This window comes from Citrobacter sp. BIDMC107, assembly GCF_001037575.1.
Taxonomy (GTDB): domain Bacteria; phylum Pseudomonadota; class Gammaproteobacteria; order Enterobacterales; family Enterobacteriaceae; genus Citrobacter; species Citrobacter freundii.
This window is the reverse complement of the sequence record NZ_KQ089848.1, coordinates 1,737,671-1,754,565: the sequence shown is the minus strand read 5'-3', so window position 1 is coordinate 1,754,565 and position 16,895 is coordinate 1,737,671. Positions and strand designations below refer to the sequence as shown.

The 16,895-nt window shown below is 52.9% G+C and carries 17 protein-coding genes and 3 tRNA genes; 13 read left to right on the top strand and 7 right to left on the bottom strand.

Annotated elements, in window-relative coordinates; translation table 11 throughout:
* Positions 1-92: 92 nt before the first annotated feature.
* Positions 93-1,169 carry a GGDEF domain-containing protein gene (locus SK39_RS08140; protein ID WP_003837249.1) on the bottom strand — a complete coding sequence of 359 codons (1,077 nt, stop codon included), beginning with the start codon at positions 1,167-1,169 and terminating at the stop codon, positions 93-95.
* Positions 1,170-1,424: 255 nt separating this feature from the next.
* On the opposite strand from SK39_RS08140, the gene SK39_RS08135 reads away from it, so the two are divergent.
* On the top strand, positions 1,425-1,661 hold the full coding sequence (locus tag SK39_RS08135) for a DUF1435 domain-containing protein (RefSeq protein WP_003845617.1): 237 nt from the start codon (positions 1,425-1,427) through the stop codon (positions 1,659-1,661).
* A gap of 40 nt (positions 1,662-1,701) precedes the next feature.
* Here SK39_RS08135 and SK39_RS08130 read toward each other — a convergent pair.
* From SK39_RS08130 to rsmC, 4 genes are all read right to left on the bottom strand, one after another.
* Positions 1,702-1,787 (bottom strand) — tRNA-Leu (locus SK39_RS08130).
* A 32-nt stretch (positions 1,788-1,819) separates the two neighbouring features.
* Positions 1,820-1,905, bottom strand: a tRNA-Leu gene (locus tag SK39_RS08125).
* 28 nt (positions 1,906-1,933) lie between these two features.
* Positions 1,934-2,020, bottom strand: a tRNA-Leu gene (locus SK39_RS08120).
* A 223-nt stretch (positions 2,021-2,243) separates the two neighbouring features.
* Positions 2,244-3,275, bottom strand: a complete 1,032-nt coding sequence (rsmC, locus tag SK39_RS08115; RefSeq protein ID WP_003837251.1) for a 16S rRNA (guanine(1207)-N(2))-methyltransferase RsmC — start codon at positions 3,273-3,275, stop codon at positions 2,244-2,246.
* Between the two features lie 103 nt (positions 3,276-3,378).
* Here rsmC and holD point away from each other — a divergent pair, with 103 nt between their 5' ends.
* From holD to SK39_RS08080, 8 genes are all read left to right on the top strand, one after another.
* Positions 3,379-3,792: a DNA polymerase III subunit psi gene (gene holD, locus SK39_RS08110; RefSeq protein WP_003837254.1), complete on the top strand. Its 414-nt coding sequence runs from the start codon at positions 3,379-3,381 to the stop codon at positions 3,790-3,792.
* A complete protein-coding gene (rimI, locus tag SK39_RS08105; protein WP_003019092.1) occupies positions 3,761-4,207 on the top strand; it encodes a ribosomal protein S18-alanine N-acetyltransferase in 447 nt (148 codons plus the stop codon). The genes holD and rimI overlap by 32 nt, the downstream gene beginning before the upstream one ends.
* Before the next feature lie 14 nt (positions 4,208-4,221).
* Positions 4,222-4,902 (top strand): pyrimidine 5'-nucleotidase, encoded by a 681-nt coding sequence (gene yjjG, locus SK39_RS08100; RefSeq protein ID WP_003019088.1) that lies wholly within the window; start codon positions 4,222-4,224, stop codon positions 4,900-4,902.
* Positions 4,903-4,994: 92 nt separating this feature from the next.
* Positions 4,995-6,584, top strand: coding sequence for a peptide chain release factor 3 (gene prfC, locus SK39_RS08095; RefSeq protein WP_003829982.1), 1,590 nt, complete (start codon positions 4,995-4,997; stop codon positions 6,582-6,584).
* A 308-nt stretch (positions 6,585-6,892) separates the two neighbouring features.
* A complete protein-coding gene (osmY, locus tag SK39_RS08090; protein ID WP_048216855.1) occupies positions 6,893-7,510 on the top strand; it encodes a molecular chaperone OsmY in 618 nt (205 codons plus the stop codon).
* Between the two features lie 127 nt (positions 7,511-7,637).
* Positions 7,638-7,799, top strand: a complete 162-nt coding sequence (locus SK39_RS25585; RefSeq protein WP_003019081.1) for a DUF1328 domain-containing protein — start codon at positions 7,638-7,640, stop codon at positions 7,797-7,799.
* Between the two features lie 121 nt (positions 7,800-7,920).
* Positions 7,921-8,994 carry a patatin-like phospholipase family protein gene (locus SK39_RS08085; protein ID WP_003837277.1) on the top strand — a complete coding sequence of 358 codons (1,074 nt, stop codon included), beginning with the start codon at positions 7,921-7,923 and terminating at the stop codon, positions 8,992-8,994.
* Positions 8,991-9,767 (top strand): metal-dependent hydrolase, encoded by a 777-nt coding sequence (locus tag SK39_RS08080; protein ID WP_003019050.1) that lies wholly within the window; start codon positions 8,991-8,993, stop codon positions 9,765-9,767. The genes SK39_RS08085 and SK39_RS08080 overlap by 4 nt, the downstream gene beginning before the upstream one ends.
* 36 nt (positions 9,768-9,803) lie before the next feature.
* Here the strand turns inward: SK39_RS08080 and SK39_RS08075 are convergent, their stop codons facing one another.
* Entirely contained in the window at positions 9,804-10,667 is an 864-nt protein-coding gene (locus tag SK39_RS08075) for a YjjW family glycine radical enzyme activase (RefSeq protein ID WP_003837280.1), read from the bottom strand.
* A complete protein-coding gene (locus SK39_RS08070) occupies positions 10,639-12,189 on the bottom strand; it encodes a YjjI family glycine radical enzyme (protein WP_003837282.1) in 1,551 nt (516 codons plus the stop codon). The genes SK39_RS08075 and SK39_RS08070 overlap by 29 nt, the downstream gene beginning before the upstream one ends.
* A 261-nt stretch (positions 12,190-12,450) precedes the next feature.
* Between SK39_RS08070 and deoC the strand changes: the two genes are divergently transcribed.
* The 4 genes from deoC to deoD all read left to right on the top strand — a co-directional run bounded on the left by deoC (position 12,451) and on the right by deoD (position 16,763).
* Positions 12,451-13,230 (top strand): deoxyribose-phosphate aldolase, encoded by a 780-nt coding sequence (gene deoC, locus SK39_RS08065; protein WP_003019042.1) that lies wholly within the window; start codon positions 12,451-12,453, stop codon positions 13,228-13,230.
* Between the two features lie 112 nt (positions 13,231-13,342).
* A complete protein-coding gene (deoA, locus tag SK39_RS08060) occupies positions 13,343-14,665 on the top strand; it encodes a thymidine phosphorylase (RefSeq protein WP_003845626.1) in 1,323 nt (440 codons plus the stop codon).
* A gap of 51 nt (positions 14,666-14,716) precedes the next feature.
* Positions 14,717-15,940 (top strand): phosphopentomutase, encoded by a 1,224-nt coding sequence (gene deoB / locus SK39_RS08055; protein ID WP_003019037.1) that lies wholly within the window; start codon positions 14,717-14,719, stop codon positions 15,938-15,940.
* Between the two features lie 103 nt (positions 15,941-16,043).
* Positions 16,044-16,763, top strand: coding sequence for a purine-nucleoside phosphorylase (gene deoD / locus SK39_RS08050; RefSeq protein WP_000224864.1), 720 nt, complete (start codon positions 16,044-16,046; stop codon positions 16,761-16,763).
* Positions 16,764-16,895 lie beyond the last annotated feature (132 nt).

Genomic DNA, 16,895 nt, shown 5'->3' with positions numbered 1-16,895 from the left:
TAATCTTAATGATAATGATTGCTAATCCTATAATTGGTGTTAAGCGATAGCAAGATCTTTGTCGCCATCTCGGGTGGCACCGCACAGAAAGCTCAGATAGAAGGGCAGTTTACCCGTAGCTCATCGCTGACCAGAGTATTGTTACGCCCAAGATTCTTCGCCTCGTAAAGGGCTTTATCCGCTTTGGCAATAGCAGCATCAATATCCTGTTCGACCAGAGGTGCAATGCCGATACTGACGGTTACGTTGGTTGCCACGCTCTCATTAAACATGTGAGGGATTTTAAGGTCGTACACTTTCTGGCGGATACGTTCGGCGGCAGCCTGGGCCTGCTGTGGATCGACTGCGGTCAGCAAAATCATAAACTCTTCACCGCCAAAACGCGCCACCACATCCCTGGAGCGGACGGAGTCTCGGATGGCGGCAGAAACACGGATCAACGCCTGGTCGCCCATCATATGTCCGTAATGATCGTTATAGGATTTGAAATGGTCGATATCCAGCAGCAGAACGAAGTGTCTCGAATTACTTAGGGCCAACAGCGTATCGAGCCGGTGTTGCAGCCCCCGACGATTATACAAACCGGTTAGCGGGTCGAGCATGCTGAGCCCGTTCAGGGTTTCTCGTTCTTCCAGCAGTTTGTACATCAGTTGCTGAGCGAACCCATCGTAGCGCTTTTGTATCACATGCTGGATGGCGATACCGGCCATAGGCAGCGCCATAAAATAGAAAATCCGCAAACCATGCTCGCTGCCGTTAAGCCATAAACAAACGGCGACGGAGGGGAGTGAGTGGAGCGTAAACGCGATGATATTATTGGCAAAAGCGATAGAGCCAATAAACAGTACGCTGAGAAGCGCTATTAACAGGAAATAATAATCATTCTGACCTAAAGCATTATATTTCAATAATATGTGTAACGCCCATAACAATCCAAAAACGATTGAAATAAAAGGGAGATTAATTCTTTTATCTGCGTATTTCCCATGCCATACCAGCAGCAGTGTACTCATCACCAGTATCAGCAACGCCGATACTGATAAGGCTTTGACCGCAAACAGTGGGAAAAAAAGCGTAAACAGCGCGGAGACTGCGTTGAGCAGCAGAAACAGTCGTAAAGAGAGTTGGTATTTTTTGGTGCGCAGAGTTCGCCAGGATTGTACTGTCATAGGTAAATATTGTTAGTTATCTGCAATGTACGAAGGTGTGTTGGTAAATAAAACAAATAACGAACGGGGTATCATTCGCAGAGGTTTTTATTGTTTTTAGTTGAAGAGCTAACCGGTGAGCAATTTATCACCTTGGGTTATTCATGTCATCAATCGTTAAGTAAAACTCATATAATTGATAGTGCTTCACGGCTGACAAATGAGAAATTTTATCATATGATATTGGTTATCATTATCAGTGTCATAGGTGGAATCATGTTGCAACGTACGCTGGGCAGTGGATGGGGTGTTCTGCTGCCGGGAATGCTGATTGCCGGGATGGCATATAGCGACCTGTCGGTCTACGTATGGAAGGTGATGATTGTATTAGGATTACTACTGACTTCGCTCATGTTGTACCACAAGCGTTTACGGCACTTTGTTTTGTTACCTTCATGCGCGGCGCTGATTGGTGGCATTGTTCTGGTAATAATGAACTGGAATCAGGGATGAACAAAACTAGAGAAGGAAATCGAGAGGGAAATAAGATAATTGGTGCGAGGGGGGGGACTCGAACCCCCACATCCTAAGGACACTAACACCTGAAGCTAGCGCGTCTACCAATTCCGCCACCTTCGCACAGTCATCTTATTTGTTTGATATCGCCTCGTTGGTGCGAGGGGGGGGACTCGAACCCCCACATCCTAAGGACACTAACACCTGAAGCTAGCGCGTCTACCAATTCCGCCACCTTCGCCCAGTGCGAGCAATATCAACGTGGATTATGGTGCGAGGGGGGGGACTTGAACCCCCACGTCCAAAAGGACACTAACACCTGAAGCTAGCGCGTCTACCAATTCCGCCACCTTCGCATACCATCGACACTCAAAAAAAGTATCGTTACCACGGAGGCGAATTCTAGAGATTTTATGCAGGGCGTCAACTGTTAATTATCGAACTTAACGTGATTGCCGAAAAAAAAGGCGTTTCTTCGGCTTTGGCGTTTTATGCAGGCCGGATAAGCGATAGCGCCATCCGGCGTTGCTCGGTGTCACGCCAGATGGCGGCGTAAACGCCTTATCTGGCCTACAGCGGTTAGGCTTTTTTCGCCTGGCGCGTCATGATGGTGCGATAGACCTTGAAGCGCCCGGTCTGCGCGATAACTTCGTGGAAGCCAAACACTTCATCCAGAACCTTCGGATAAGGCAGGAAGGCGTTTGCCACGATACGCAGTTCACCGCCACTGTTCAGATGACGCACGGCGCCGCGAATCAGCGTTTGCGCGGCATCAAGGCTGGTCTGCATTCCGTCGTGGAACGGTGGGTTGGAGATGATCATATCAAATCGGCCCGTTACGTCAGAAAAGACGTTACTGGCGATGACGTCACCTTCAATGCCATTGGCTGCAAGCGTTGCGCGGCTTGCTTCAACGGCGGCGGCGCTAACATCGCACAGGGTTAAGCGCACTTTCGGCGAGTGGCTGGCCAAGGCGACGGAGAGAACGCCTGCGCCACAGCCGACATCCAGCACTTTGCCTTTGGTGTGCGGCGTCAGCGTGGAGAGCAGCAGTTGGCTGCCAACATCCAGGCCGTCACGGCTGAAGACGCCCGGCAGCGTTTTGATGGTCAGATTTTCTGTCTGGTATTCATCCCAGTATTTTTCTGCATCAAAGACCGGCTGTTTTTCCAGACGACCGTGGTACAGGCCACAGCGACGTGCGCTGTCGACTTTGTTTAACGGTGCGTATTCGGCCAGCATCTGCTCTGCGCTACGTACGCCGCTGCGATTCTCACCGACAACAAAAATATCGGTGCCAACCGGTAACAGCGACAGAATGTTCATCAACTGGAACTGGGCTTCCGGCTTATTCTTCGGCCAGTAGTAGATCAGCGTATCGCTATCGGCAACGTCATCGGCCTGCGCGATGAGGCTGAAGCGGACGTTGTCGCCCATCTGGCGGTTAAGCACCTGCCAGTGGTGAAGTTGCTGAGTGTGCGCTCGGCTGGCGGCGCTTTCAAAATGGGCAGGCAGGTCATCCTGCAAATCACCGGCAAACAGAATACGGCTTTGTTCGAAATCATCACTGTGGCGCAGCAAGACTTCACTTGCCGGGGTAAAAGCAGACATGGAATGCTCCTTAAATTGTACAGCGGGGGATTATAGTTGTTTGATGGCACGGATTCGACAAATTTGCTATATTTGCGCCCCTGATAGACAGGAGTGTTTCGCTATGACATCCCGACGAGACTGGCAGTTACAGCAACTGGGCATTACGCAGTGGTCGTTGCGTCGTCCTGGCGCACTGCAGGGCGAGATCGCGATTTCCATTCCTGCGCATGTCCGTTTGGTGATGGTTGCTGCACAGTTACCCGCGCTAACCGAACCATTGATGAGCGATATTTTACGCGCATTAACCGTCAGCCCGGATCAGGTTTTACAACTGACGCCTGACCGTGTCGCCATGCTGCCGCAAGGCAGTCGCTGTAATAGCTGGCGGCTGGGAACCGAAGAGCCGCTGCTGCTGGAGGGTGCTCAGGTCGAGAGTCCTGCGTTTAATGAATTACGGGAAAACCCAGCGGCACGCGCCGCGTTATGGCAACAAATCTGCGCATATGAACACGATTTCTTCCCTCGAACCGACTGATTTACCCGCAGCATTTCATATTGAAAAACGCGCCCACGCTTTTCCGTGGAGTGAAAAAACATTTGCCAGCAACCAGGGCGATCGCTATCTCAATTTTCAGTTGAGGGTTGATGACGTGATGGCGGCTTTTGCGATTACGCAGGTCGTGCTGGATGAAGCTACGCTGTTCAATATTGCAGTCGATCCTGACTTTCAGCGCCGTGGGCTGGGGCGTGAGCTGTTGGAGCATTTGATCGATGAGCTGGAAAAGCGTGGCATTTTGACGCTGTGGCTTGAAGTGCGCGCCTCGAATGCGGCCGCTATCGCGCTGTACGAAAGCTTAGGCTTTAACGAGGCGACGATCCGTCGCAATTACTATCCAACGGCTGATGGCCACGAAGACGCCATCATCATGGCGTTGCCAATCAGCATGTAAGACAAGGTGTAATGATGAAGAAGTGGGACTGGATTTTCTTTGATGCCGACGAAACGCTGTTTACATTTGACTCGTTTACCGGCTTACAGCGGATGTTTCTCGACTATAGCATTACCTTTACCGCTGAAGATTTTCAGGACTACCAGGCCGTGAATAAACCGCTGTGGGTGGATTACCAAAACGGCGCGATTACCTCATTACAACTGCAGCATGCCCGTTTTCAGAGCTGGGCCGAACGCCTGAAGGTTGAACCGGGCCAGCTTAATGATGCATTCATCAATGCGATGGCGGAGATCTGCTCGCCGTTGCCGGGGGCGGTTTCTCTGCTCAATGCGATTCGTGATAAAGCGAAAATCGGCATCATTACTAACGGCTTTACCGCGTTGCAGCAAATCCGCCTTGAGCGGACGGGGCTGCGCGATTATTTCGATCTGCTGGTGATTTCTGAGCAGGTTGGGGTGGCAAAACCTGATTCCCGTATTTTTGACCATGCGCTGGAGCAGGCGGGCAATCCTGACCGTTCTCGCGTGCTAATGGTGGGTGACACCGCAGAGTCCGATATTCTTGGCGGCATTAACGCCGGGCTATCCACCTGCTGGCTAAATACGCACCACCGCGAGCAGCCAGCGGGCATTCAGCCGACCTGGACCGTAGCGTCATTAAGCGAACTGGAGCAGCTCCTGTGTAAACACTGATTGCCTCCCCCCCGTTGATGGGTAAAATAGCCGCAATTTTTCGTATTCAACTTGCCCGGCCCGTTGCCGTGCTTACCTAAGAAGATTTGACTATGACGTTGTCTCCTTATTTGCAAGAGGTGGCCAAACGCCGCACTTTTGCCATTATTTCTCACCCGGATGCCGGTAAAACGACAATTACTGAAAAGGTACTGTTATTCGGACAGGCCATTCAGACCGCCGGTACGGTAAAAGGCCGTGGCTCCAGCCAGCATGCAAAATCTGACTGGATGGAAATGGAAAAGCAACGTGGTATCTCCATTACCACCTCTGTGATGCAGTTTCCGTATCATGACTGCCTGGTGAACCTGCTGGACACCCCGGGGCACGAAGACTTCTCCGAAGATACCTATCGTACTCTGACGGCGGTGGACTGTTGCCTGATGGTTATCGATGCTGCAAAAGGCGTTGAAGATCGTACCCGTAAGCTGATGGAAGTTACCCGTCTGCGCGATACGCCGATCCTGACCTTTATGAACAAACTCGACCGTGACATCCGCGATCCGATGGAGCTGCTGGATGAAGTTGAGAACGAACTGAAAATCGGCTGTGCGCCGATCACCTGGCCGATTGGCTGCGGTAAGTTGTTCAAAGGTGTCTATCACCTTTATAAAGATGAAACTTACCTGTATCAGACCGGTAAAGGCCACACCATTCAGGAAGTGCGTGTTGTTAAAGGTCTTAACAACCCGGAACTTGATGCTGCCGTGGGTGAAGACCTGGCGCAGCAGTTGCGTGACGAGCTGGAGCTGGTGCAGGGCGCGTCCAACGAGTTCGACCATGAGTTGTTCCTTGCGGGCGAAATCACCCCGGTCTTTTTCGGTACCGCGTTGGGTAACTTCGGCGTTGACCATATGCTGGATGGCTTAGTGGAGTGGGCGCCTGCGCCGATGCCGCGTAAAACCGACACCCGCGTCGTCGAAGCCTCAGAAGAGAAGTTCACCGGTTTCGTGTTTAAAATTCAGGCCAACATGGACCCGAAACACCGTGACCGTGTGGCGTTCATGCGTGTGGTATCCGGCAAGTATGAGAAAGGCATGAAAATGCGCCAGGTGCGCATTGGTAAAGACGTGGTGATCTCCGACGCACTCACCTTTATGGCTGGTGACCGTTCTCATGTGGAAGAAGCGTATCCGGGCGATATTCTCGGCCTGCATAACCACGGCACTATCCAGATCGGCGATACCTTTACCCAGGGCGAAATGATGAAGTTCACCGGTATTCCGAACTTCGCGCCGGAGCTGTTCCGTCGTATTCGCCTGAAGGATCCATTGAAGCAGAAACAGCTGCTGAAAGGGCTGGTTCAGCTGTCAGAAGAGGGTGCCGTGCAGGTATTCCGTCCGATCGCCAACAACGATCTGATCGTCGGTGCGGTGGGTGTGCTGCAGTTTGACGTGGTGGTTTCACGTCTGAAGAGCGAGTACAACGTTGAAGCGATTTATGAATCCGTCAATGTGGCGACTGCACGCTGGGTAGAATGTTCTGACGTGAAGAAATTCGAAGAATTTAAGCGTAAGAACGAAATTCAGCTGGCGCTGGATGGCGGCGATAACCTCACCTATATCGCGCCAACCATGGTTAACCTGAATCTCACCCAGGAACGTTATCCGGACGTTCAGTTCCGTAAAACACGCGAACACTAATCGACCTTCCAGGGCACGGTATCCGCCGTGCCCTGCAACTTTTCCTGTCTTTTAAATCCCTTGCGGAATGTTCTTAAAACTTCGCGTTTTTCTTTTGTTTGCCTGTTTTTTAGTCAAGTTGGGCAGCGATCACGAAATCCTGAACTATATTTAACAATGTGATGACATAAATATCGGCGTTAAATGCTTTTTAGGCTGCCTGTTGCAGCTTCTATTGCTGATATTTATTCCACTTACAAAATTAGTTGCTGGTTCAGGCCGTGTAACGGCAGAGCCTGGCTTTTAGCAAAACATACAGGAATACATCGATGACAATGACAGGACTTAAGATTTCTAAAACGCTGCTGGCCGTGATGCTGACCTCCGCTGTTGCAACAGGTTCTGCTTATGCAGAAAACGCCACGATGGATAAAGCGCAATCCGGCGTCGAAAGTGCGGGGCAGAAAGTCGATAGCTCTATGAACAAAGTCGGTAATTTCATGGATGACAGCACCATCACCGCGAAAGTAAAAGCCGCGCTGGTGGACCACGATAGCATTAAGAGCACCGATATTTCCGTCAAGACCGATCAGAAAGTAGTAACGCTAAGCGGCTTTGTTGAAAGCCAGGCGCAGGCTGAAGAAGCGGTGAAAGTGGCGAAAGGCGTTGAGGGTGTGACCTCCGTTAGCGACAAACTGCACGTGCGTGATAGTAAAGAAACCTCCGTTAAAGGCTATGCGGGCGATACGGCAATCACCAGTGAAGTAAAAGCCAAGCTGCTGGCCGATGATATTGTCCCTTCACGCAAGGTGAAAGTTGAGACCACCGATGGCGTTGTGCAACTTTCAGGCTCTGTCGATTCACAAGCTCAAAGCGATCGCGCTGAGAGCATCGCCAAAGCGATTGATGGCGTGAAAAGCGTTAAAAACGATCTCAAAACTCACTAATTAGACTTAATTCGCCCTCCTGACGTTTGTCGGGAGGCGTATTGTGCACCACACTGAAAATATCGCCGATGGGTAGCCTGAGCGCTCATATCAAGCGGTGAAATTAACTATGGTAAAGGAGAAGCATATGTTTCGATGGGGCATCATATTTCTGGTTATCGCGTTAATTGCCGCTGCACTGGGTTTTGGTGGACTGGCGGGTACCGCTGCAGGCGCAGCGAAAATTGTTTTTGTGGTGGGTATCATTCTGTTTCTGGTCAGCCTGTTTACCGGGCGTAAACGACCCTAGTACGTAAACCGTAAAGATAACTTGCTACTGAGCCAGTCCAGCGGACTGGCTTTTACGGTTTTAGCTGCAGGCAATTTGCGTTACTTTGTTGTCCTATTACAAAAACAACAGGAAGGCAGAGGTGGGGCAGAGAATACCCGTCACGCTCGGTAATATCGCGCCGTTATCGTTACGTCCGTTTCAACCTGGCAGTATGGCGCTGGTGTGCGAGGGCGGGGGACAAAGAGGCATCTTCACCGCAGGCGTACTGGATGAATTCATGCGCGCGCAGTTCAATCCCTTTGATCTCTTCTACGGGACGTCCGCTGGTGCGCAAAACCTTTCAGCTTATCTCTGTAACCAGCCCGGTTACGGTCGTAAAGTCATCATGCGTTACACTACCCGACGTGAGTTTTTTGACCCGGTGCGCTTTGTGCGCGGGGGAAACTTAATCGATCTCGACTGGCTGGTGGATTCGACCTCGTCCCAAATGCCGCTGGCGATGGACAACGCTGAGCGCTTGTTTGCCGCGGGGAAAGCGTTTTATATGTGCGCCTGTCGGGGTGATGACTACACGCCGGGCTATTTTTCGCCGAACCGGCAAAACTGGCTCGATCTTATTCGTGCCTCCAGCGCGATTCCCGGGTTCTACCGCACAGGGGTTGTGCTGGACGGCGTGAATTACCTGGATGGGGGCGTCAGCGACGCCATTCCCGTGCAGGAAGCGGCGAAGCAGGGGGCGAAAACGCTGGTGGTTATCCGCACTGTGCCTTCGCAAATGTATTACACCCCGCAGTGGTTCAAGCGTATGGAACGCTGGCTGGGCGAAAGCAGCCTGCAACCACTGTTGAATCTGGTGCAGCACCATGAAGCCACCTATCGCGCGATTCAGAGCTTTATTGAGAAACCGCCGGGCAAGCTGCGTATCTTTGAGATCTACCCTCCCAAACCGCTCCACAGCATGGCGTTGGGAAGCCGTATTCCGGCCTTGCGGGAAGACTACAAAACCGGACGTCTGTGCGGTCGTTACTTCCTCGCTACCGTCGGCAAACTGCTGGGGAAAAACGTGCCGCTGCCTCGTCAGACGCCGAAGATTGTGGTGCCGGGACCGGTGGTGGTTCCTCCCGCGCCGGTGGCCAACGATGCCCACGCGCCGGTGGTGGCCAATGCGCCTCAGGCCAACGATACAACGTTTAATAATGAGGATTTGGCGTGAGTTATCGTTTTATCGATACGCACTGTCACTTTGATTTCCCGCCGTTTACCGGCGATGAACCTGCCAGCATTCAGCGCGCGGCGGAGGTTGGTGTACAGAGCATTATCGTTCCAGCCACCCAGGCGGCGAATTTTTCCCGTGTACTGGCGTTAGCGGAAAATTATCCTCCGTTATTTGCCGCGCTTGGTCTACATCCCATTGTTATTGAACAACATAGTGATGACTGCCTGGACCAGTTGCAACAGGTGCTGGATAAGCGCCCACAAAAGCTGGTGGCGGTAGGTGAGATTGGATTGGATCTGTATCGCGACGATCCGCAATTCGACAAGCAAGAGCGAGTGCTGGAAGCGCAACTTAAGCTGGCGAAGCGGTACGAACTGCCGGTGATCCTGCATTCGCGACGCACGCATGACAAGCTGGCGATGTACCTTAAACGCCATGCTTTGCCACGAACAGGCGTGGTGCATGGGTTTTCCGGGAGCGTGCAGCAGGCCGAACGCTTTGTGCAACTGGGATACAAAATTGGCGTGGGCGGCACCATTACCTATCCGCGCGCCAGTAAAACCCGCGAGGTAATGGCGCAGTTGCCGCTCGAGTCGCTGTTGCTGGAAACCGACGCGCCGGATATGCCGCTCAACGGCTTTCAGGGGCAGCCTAATCGCCCGGAGCAGGTAGTCAGAGTCTTTGACGTCTTATGTGAACTGCGCCCGGAACCTGCGGACGTGATCGCTGACGCGCTGTATCGTAATACCACGGCGTTATTTGATTTTTGAATTCCGGATGCGGCGCTATTGCATCGCATCCGGCCATCACAGGTACAGCGCCGGGAAAATCAAATTATCCACCCCACGTTCGCGCAATCTTTGCGCCAGGTGTTCCACATCCTCCGGCGTGGCGCTCGGCCAGTCCTTCGCTTCGCCATACACCCCGTGCGCATGAAAGGCATTCAGCCGTACCGGCACGTCACCTGAACCTCTGATAAACGCCGCCAGCGCATCAATATGCTGTAGATAATCCACCTGACCAGGGATAACCAGCAGGCGCAGTTCCGCAAGTTTCCCTTGCCCGGACAGAAAGGTAATGCTTTGTTTAATCAGCGTGTTATCGCGACCGGTCAACTGACGATGACACGTGCTGTCCCAGGCTTTTAAATCCAGCATTACGCCGTCGCACACCGGCAGCAGCTTCTGCCAGCCGGTTTCGCTCAGCATGCCATTGCTGTCGACCATACAGGTCAAGTGTTGCAGTTGCGGATCGGTTTTGATCGCACGAAACAGCGCCACAATAAACGGTAGCTGGGTTGTCGCTTCGCCACCGCTGACCGTAATTCCCTCAATAAACAGTGCTGCCTTGCGAATATGTTGCAGCACCTCATCAACACTCATGGTCTGCGCCATCGGCGTGGCCTGCTGGGGGCACATATGAAGGCAGGTGTCACACTGCTGACACAAATCAGACTGCCACCACACTTTCCCCGCGCTCAGGCTCAGCGCCTCATGCGGGCAATGCAGCACACACTCCCCGCAGTCGTTGCAGCGTCCCATCGTCCACGGATTGTGGCAGTTTTTACAGCGCAGATTACATCCCTGCAGAAACAGAGCCAGGCGACTGCCCGGCCCGTCGACGCAGGAGAAAGGGATAATCTTACTTACCGAAGCGCATCTGCTGTTCATGGCTAATCACGCGAGGTTGTCGTTCCAGAATGCGCGTATTACGCGCGGCTTCTTCGCCAAGCCAGGTGGTGTTGGTGCGAGAACCTTCGGCGCGATATTTTTCCAGATCCGACAGACGCACCATATAGCCGGTAACGCGAACCAGATCGTTGCCGCTCACGTTGGCGGTAAACTCACGCATCCCGGCTTTAAATGCGCCGAGGCACAGTTGCACCAGCGCCTGAGGATTACGCTTGATGGTTTCATCCAGCGTGAGAATGTCGCTGATCCCGGCGTGATAAAACGCGTGATGTGGCGCGACGGTTTGCAGATGAGTGATCGGGTCTGGTTCATCGCCGTAAGGCAGGCGTGCACCCGGTGTGGTGCCGATGTCAGAACTGATCCCCGACTGTGCATGCAGCATCGCGCGCTGCTTCCAGCCATATTTCACCGGGGTGCTTTCGACAAACTCCGCCAGTTGGGCGCTGATGCGATAGCCAAGCTGATTGGCGAACTCATCTTTTCCGTAGCGCGCATTTTGTCCCGCCTTATCGCACAGTAGATTCACCGCCTCCGCCAGGCCATACATGCCGAACATAGGCACAAAACGTTCGGGATCAATCAACCCTTCCTGCACGAGGAAGCTATTCTCAAAGAAATGTGATTTTTCATAGAGGAATTCACATCGTGAATCAATGATGGCGATTTGCTGTTGGCAATAGTGCGGTAGGGTGCGCGTAAAGAAGTCATCGACAGAGGCGCTGCGCTCTGCGATGGCTTTCAGATTAAGCCTGACCAGCGTGCTACCACCCCCGGCGAGCGGCAAAGAGTTGTAACAGCTGACGACGCCATACTGACTTTTTGTGAAAATTTTATCATTTTCAGGGCCATTGGAAATATGCGGTTTACTGCACTCGCAGATATTTTTCGCCACGCTGAGCAGCAGATCGTCAGGTGTGATTTGCGGGTCATAAATGAATGTCAGATTAGGCGAAACCTGCTTTAATTCTGCATCTGCGCGTAAAATTGCACGGGTAACTGGAGTATCGGCGGGGCCGATATTGGCATGCATAAACGCGTCTGGCAGGGTTCTGTCGAGATAACGCCAGAAACGTTTTATTCGAATATCGATCTCTTCTTGTGTTAGAATTCTAACATACGGTTGCAGCAGCGCATCGAGCTGGCCGAGATAAACCGGCATCGACGTCACTGACGGAACGTGGTGGTACATGATGGTGAGTAAGGATAACGCATCATCAAGATCGCTGGCGCCTTCCAGCTCCAGCCACGATGAACCATTGGCCAGAAAACGCGCGTAATCGGGTAAAACGTAGCGCGGTTTGAACGGGGCATGACCTTCGTACATATCGCAGATTACCCCATCATCCAGCGCCTGACGTGCCTGTGCAGGTAGTTGCGGATAAGGCAGCGCGTTTTCAGCTTCCAGCGCCAGAAAGTGGCGTTTCTGCTCAGGGCTGAGCACCGGGCTGGTCACGATTTGTTGGCAACGCTGTTGCAGCGCGAGTTCGCTTGAAGTGGGCATCGTTGATTCCTTTTTGTCCCGAAGGTGTAACGCCATTGTAGAAAGCAACGCCGCCACAACCTTTGATCCGGATGCGCCTGATGCCACGGCATCCCTTTAGAAAAGGTAATTTATTTGAAGTAGATCTCATTAGAGTAATGCAAATCTGTATGTGGTTTTCATTAACTGTGATGTATATCGAAGTGTAATAGCGAGCGGATGTTAGAATACTAACAAACTCGCAAGGTGAAATTTTATACGGCGATGCCGTTGGAGAATGTTATGACCGATTTAACAGCAAGCAGCCTGCGTGCACTGAAACTGATGGACCTGACCACCCTGAATGACGACGACACCAATGAAAAAGTGATCGCGCTGTGTCATCAGGCGAAGACCCCGGTTGGCAACACCGCCGCAATCTGTATCTATCCGCGTTTCATCCCTATTGCGCGTAAGACTCTGAAAGAGCAGGGTACGCCGGATATCCGCATTGCAACCGTCACCAACTTCCCGCACGGCAACGACGACATCGAGATTGCGCTGGCGGAAACCCGCGCGGCGATCGCCTACGGTGCCGATGAAGTTGACGTGGTGTTCCCGTACCGTGCGCTGATCGCCGGTAACGAGCAGATTGGTTTTGATCTGGTTAAAGCTTGCAAAGACGCGTGTGCGGCGGCAAACGTGCTGCTGAAAGTGATCATCGAAACCGGTGAGCTGAAAGAAGAAGCACTGATTCGCAAAGCGTCTGAAATCTCCATCAAAGCCGGTGCTGATTTCATCAAAACGTCTACCGGTAAAGTGCCGGTCAATGCGACGCCGGAAAGCGCACGCATCATGATGGAAGTGATCCGCGACATGGGTGTTTCTAAAACAGTAGGTTTCAAACCGGCTGGCGGCGTGCGTACTGCAGAAGATGCACAGCAGTTCCTGGCGATTGCCGATGAACTGTTTGGCGCTGACTGGGCTGATTCTCGTCACTACCGTTTTGGCGCATCCAGCCTGCTGGCTAGCCTGCTGAAAGCGCTGGGTCACGGCGACGGCAAGAGCGCAAGCAGCTACTAAGCCCGTAGGCCGGATAAGGCGCAGCCGCCATCCGGCATTAAGACGACTGCCGGGTGGCGCGTTGCTTACCCGGCTTACAACGGCCTTCTACTCTTTTCCCCTGGGGGTTACCGTGTTTCTCGCACAAGAAATTATTCGTAAAAAACGTGATGGTCATGCGCTGAGCGATGAAGAAATTCGTTTTTTTATCAATGGCATTCGCGACAATACCATCTCTGAAGGGCAAATCGCCGCCCTGGCGATGACCATTTTTTTCCACGATATGACAATGCCTGAGCGTGTTTCGCTGACCATGGCAATGCGTGATTCAGGAACCGTGCTGGACTGGAAAAGCCTGCAGTTGAACGGCCCGATTGTGGATAAACACTCTACCGGCGGTGTAGGTGACGTAACGTCACTGATGTTAGGCCCGATGGTTGCTGCGTGCGGCGGCTATATTCCGATGATCTCCGGGCGTGGCCTGGGGCATACCGGCGGTACGCTCGATAAACTGGAAGCGATTCCTGGATTTGACATCTTCCCGGACGACGCGCGTTTCCGTGAAATTATTAAAGACGTGGGTGTGGCGATTATTGGGCAAACCAGCTCGCTCGCACCGGCGGATAAACGTTTTTATGCCACCCGCGATATTACCGCGACGGTGGATTCCATCCCGCTGATTACCGGTTCCATTCTGGCGAAAAAACTGGCGGAAGGGCTGGATGCGCTGGTGATGGATGTGAAAGTGGGCAGCGGTGCTTTTATGCCGACCTACGAGCTTTCTGAAGCCCTTGCTGAAGCGATTGTCGGCGTGGCAAACGGTGCGGGTGTACGTACCACCGCGCTGTTAACTGATATGAACCAGGTGTTGGCCTCCAGCGCAGGTAACGCGGTCGAAGTCCGCGAAGCGGTGCAGTTCCTGACCGGTGAATACCGCAATCCACGTCTGTTAGACGTCACCATGGCGCTGTGCGTGGAAATGCTGATCTCCGGCAACCTGGCGAAAGATGACGCCGAAGCCCGTGCGAAATTGCAGACGGTGCTGGATAACGGCAAAGCAGCAGAGATTTTTGGTCGCATGGTGGCGGCGCAAAAAGGCCCGACCGATTTCGTCGAAAATTATGCGAAGTACCTGCCGACGGCAATGCTCAGCAAAGCGGTATATGCTGATACCGAAGGCTTTGTCAGCGCGATGGATACCCGTGCGCTGGGAATGGCGGTTGTTTCCATGGGTGGCGGTCGTCGTCAGGCATCGGACACCATTGATTACAGCGTTGGCTTTAGCGATATGGCGCGTCTGGGCGACAGCGTAGACGGACAGCGCCCACTGGCGGTGATCCACGCCAAAGACGAAGCCAGCTGGCAGGAAGCGGCGAAAGCGGTCAAAGCGGCAATTAGCCTTGACGATAAAGCGCCAGAAATTACACCGACAGTCTATCGTCGTATTACCGAATAACTGTATACTGATCTGATCGCTTTTTTGCGGCGCAGATGTATGGAGAACAAGATGAAACGTGCATTTATTATGGTGCTGGACTCCTTTGGTATTGGTGCGACTGAAGATGCGGATCGCTTTGGCGACGTAGGTTCAGACACTATGGGACACATTGCAGAAGCCTGTGCGAAAGGTGAAGCTGACAATGGTCGCAAAGGTCCACTGAATCTGCCTAACCTGACCCGTCTGGGCCTGGTGAAAGCTCACGAAGGTTCTACTGGTAAAATTGCTGCTGGCATGGACGGCAACGCGGAAGTGATTGGTGCCTACGCATGGGCGCATGAACTTTCTTCCGGGAAAGACACGCCGTCTGGCCACTGGGAAATCGCGGGTGTTCCGGTTCTGTTTGACTGGGGATATTTCTCCGATCATGAAAACAGCTTCCCGCAAGAACTGCTGGATAAACTGGTAAAACGTGCCAACCTGCCGGGCTACCTCGGCAACTGCCACTCTTCCGGTACCGTGATCCTGGATCAACTGGGTGAAGAGCATATGAAAACCGGCAAGCCGATTTTCTATACCTCCGCTGACTCCGTGTTCCAGATTGCCTGCCACGAAGAGACTTTTGGCCTGGATAAGCTCTATGAGCTGTGCGAAATCGCCCGTGAAGAGCTGACCGAAGGTGGTTACAACATCGGTCGTGTTATCGCCCGTCCGTTTATCGGCGATAAAGCCGGTAACTTCCAGCGTACCGGTAACCGCCACGACCTGGCCGTTGAGCCGCCAGCACCGACCGTGCTGCAGAAACTGGTCGACGAAAAAGACGGTCACGTGGTTTCCGTCGGTAAAATCGCGGATATCTACGCTAACTGCGGCATCACCAAAAAAGTGAAAGCCACCGGTCTGGACGCGCTGTTCGACGCCACCATCAAAGAGATGAAAGAAGCCGGTGATAAGACCATCGTCTTCACCAACTTCGTTGATTTCGACTCTTCCTGGGGACATCGTCGCGATATCGCCGGTTATGCTGCGGGCCTGGAACTGTTCGACCGCCGTTTGCCTGAGTTGATGGAGCTGGTGGGTGAAGATGACATTCTGATCCTGACCGCTGACCACGGCTGCGACCCAAGCTGGACCGGCACTGACCATACCCGTGAGCACATTCCGGTACTGGTTTACGGCCCGAAAGTGAAACCAGGTTCTTTAGGTCACCGTGAAACCTTCGCGGATATCGGTCAGACGCTGGCGAGCTACTTTGGTACGTCGCCGATGGACTACGGTAAAAATATGCTCTGATGCAATTGCCCGGTGGCGCTTCGCTTACCGGGCCTACGGTTTTGTAGGCCGGGTAAGGCGCAGCCGCCACCCGGCAAAAACAACAATATAAAAGGAACTGAAGATGGCAACTCCACATATTAATGCAGAAATGGGTGATTTCGCTGACGTCGTATTGATGCCGGGCGACCCGCTGCGTGCAAAGCATATTGCTGAAACTTTCCTCGAAGATGTTCGTGAAGTGAACAACGTTCGCGGCATGTTAGGCTTCACCGGTACTTACAAAGGCCGTAAGATCTCCGTAATGGGCCACGGTATGGGTATCCCGTCCTGCTCCATCTACACCAAAGAGCTGATCACCGACTTCGGCGTGAAGAAAATCATTCGCGTAGGCTCCTGCGGCGCTGTGCGTATGGACGTTAAACTGCGTGACGTGGTTATCGGTATGGGCGCTTGCACCGACTCCAAAGTTAACCGTATCCGTTTTAAAGATCATGACTTTGCAGCTATCGCTGACTTCGACATGGTGCGTAACGCAGTTGATGCGGCAAAAGCGCTGGGTGTAGACGCTCGTGTGGGCAACCTGTTCTCCGCTGACCTGTTCTACTCTCCGGACGGTGAAATGTTCGACGTGATGGAAAAATACGGCGTTCTGGGCGTGGAAATGGAAGCGGCGGGTATCTACGGCGTGGCGGCGGAATTCGGTGCGAAAGCGCTGACCATCTGCACCGTATCCGACCATATCCGTACCCACGAGCAGACCACTGCCGCTGAGCGTCAGACGACCTTCAACGACATGATCAAAATCGCGCTGGAATCCGTTCTGCTGGGCGATAAAGAGTAAGTTTTGTTGTGGCCCGGAGGCGCTGCGCTTACCGGGCCTACGGGAATGCCGCTATTAATGCCTGATGGCGCTTCGCTTATCAGGCCTACGGGAGCGGTCTTGTCGGCCGGATAAGGCGCAGCCGCCATCCGG

Bases quoted from the DNA above. Each gene is read 5' to 3' on its own strand.
- SK39_RS08140 (WP_003837249.1), bottom strand. From the start codon at position 1,169: ATGACAGTACAATCCTGGCGAACTCTGCGCACCAAAAAATACCAACTC.
- SK39_RS08135 (WP_003845617.1), top strand. From the start codon at position 1,425: ATGTTGCAACGTACGCTGGGCAGTGGATGGGGTGTTCTGCTGCCGGGA.
- rsmC (WP_003837251.1), bottom strand. From the start codon at position 3,275: ATGTCTGCTTTTACCCCGGCAAGTGAAGTCTTGCTGCGCCACAGTGAT.
- holD (WP_003837254.1), top strand. From the start codon at position 3,379: ATGACATCCCGACGAGACTGGCAGTTACAGCAACTGGGCATTACGCAG.
- rimI (WP_003019092.1), top strand. From the start codon at position 3,761: ATGAACACGATTTCTTCCCTCGAACCGACTGATTTACCCGCAGCATTT.
- yjjG (WP_003019088.1), top strand. From the start codon at position 4,222: ATGAAGAAGTGGGACTGGATTTTCTTTGATGCCGACGAAACGCTGTTT.
- prfC (WP_003829982.1), top strand. From the start codon at position 4,995: ATGACGTTGTCTCCTTATTTGCAAGAGGTGGCCAAACGCCGCACTTTT.
- osmY (WP_048216855.1), top strand. From the start codon at position 6,893: ATGACAATGACAGGACTTAAGATTTCTAAAACGCTGCTGGCCGTGATG.
- SK39_RS25585 (WP_003019081.1), top strand. From the start codon at position 7,638: ATGTTTCGATGGGGCATCATATTTCTGGTTATCGCGTTAATTGCCGCT.
- SK39_RS08075 (WP_003837280.1), bottom strand. From the start codon at position 10,667: ATGAACAGCAGATGCGCTTCGGTAAGTAAGATTATCCCTTTCTCCTGC.
- SK39_RS08070 (WP_003837282.1), bottom strand. From the start codon at position 12,189: ATGCCCACTTCAAGCGAACTCGCGCTGCAACAGCGTTGCCAACAAATC.
- deoC (WP_003019042.1), top strand. From the start codon at position 12,451: ATGACCGATTTAACAGCAAGCAGCCTGCGTGCACTGAAACTGATGGAC.
- deoB (WP_003019037.1), top strand. From the start codon at position 14,717: ATGAAACGTGCATTTATTATGGTGCTGGACTCCTTTGGTATTGGTGCG.
- deoD (WP_000224864.1), top strand. From the start codon at position 16,044: ATGGCAACTCCACATATTAATGCAGAAATGGGTGATTTCGCTGACGTC.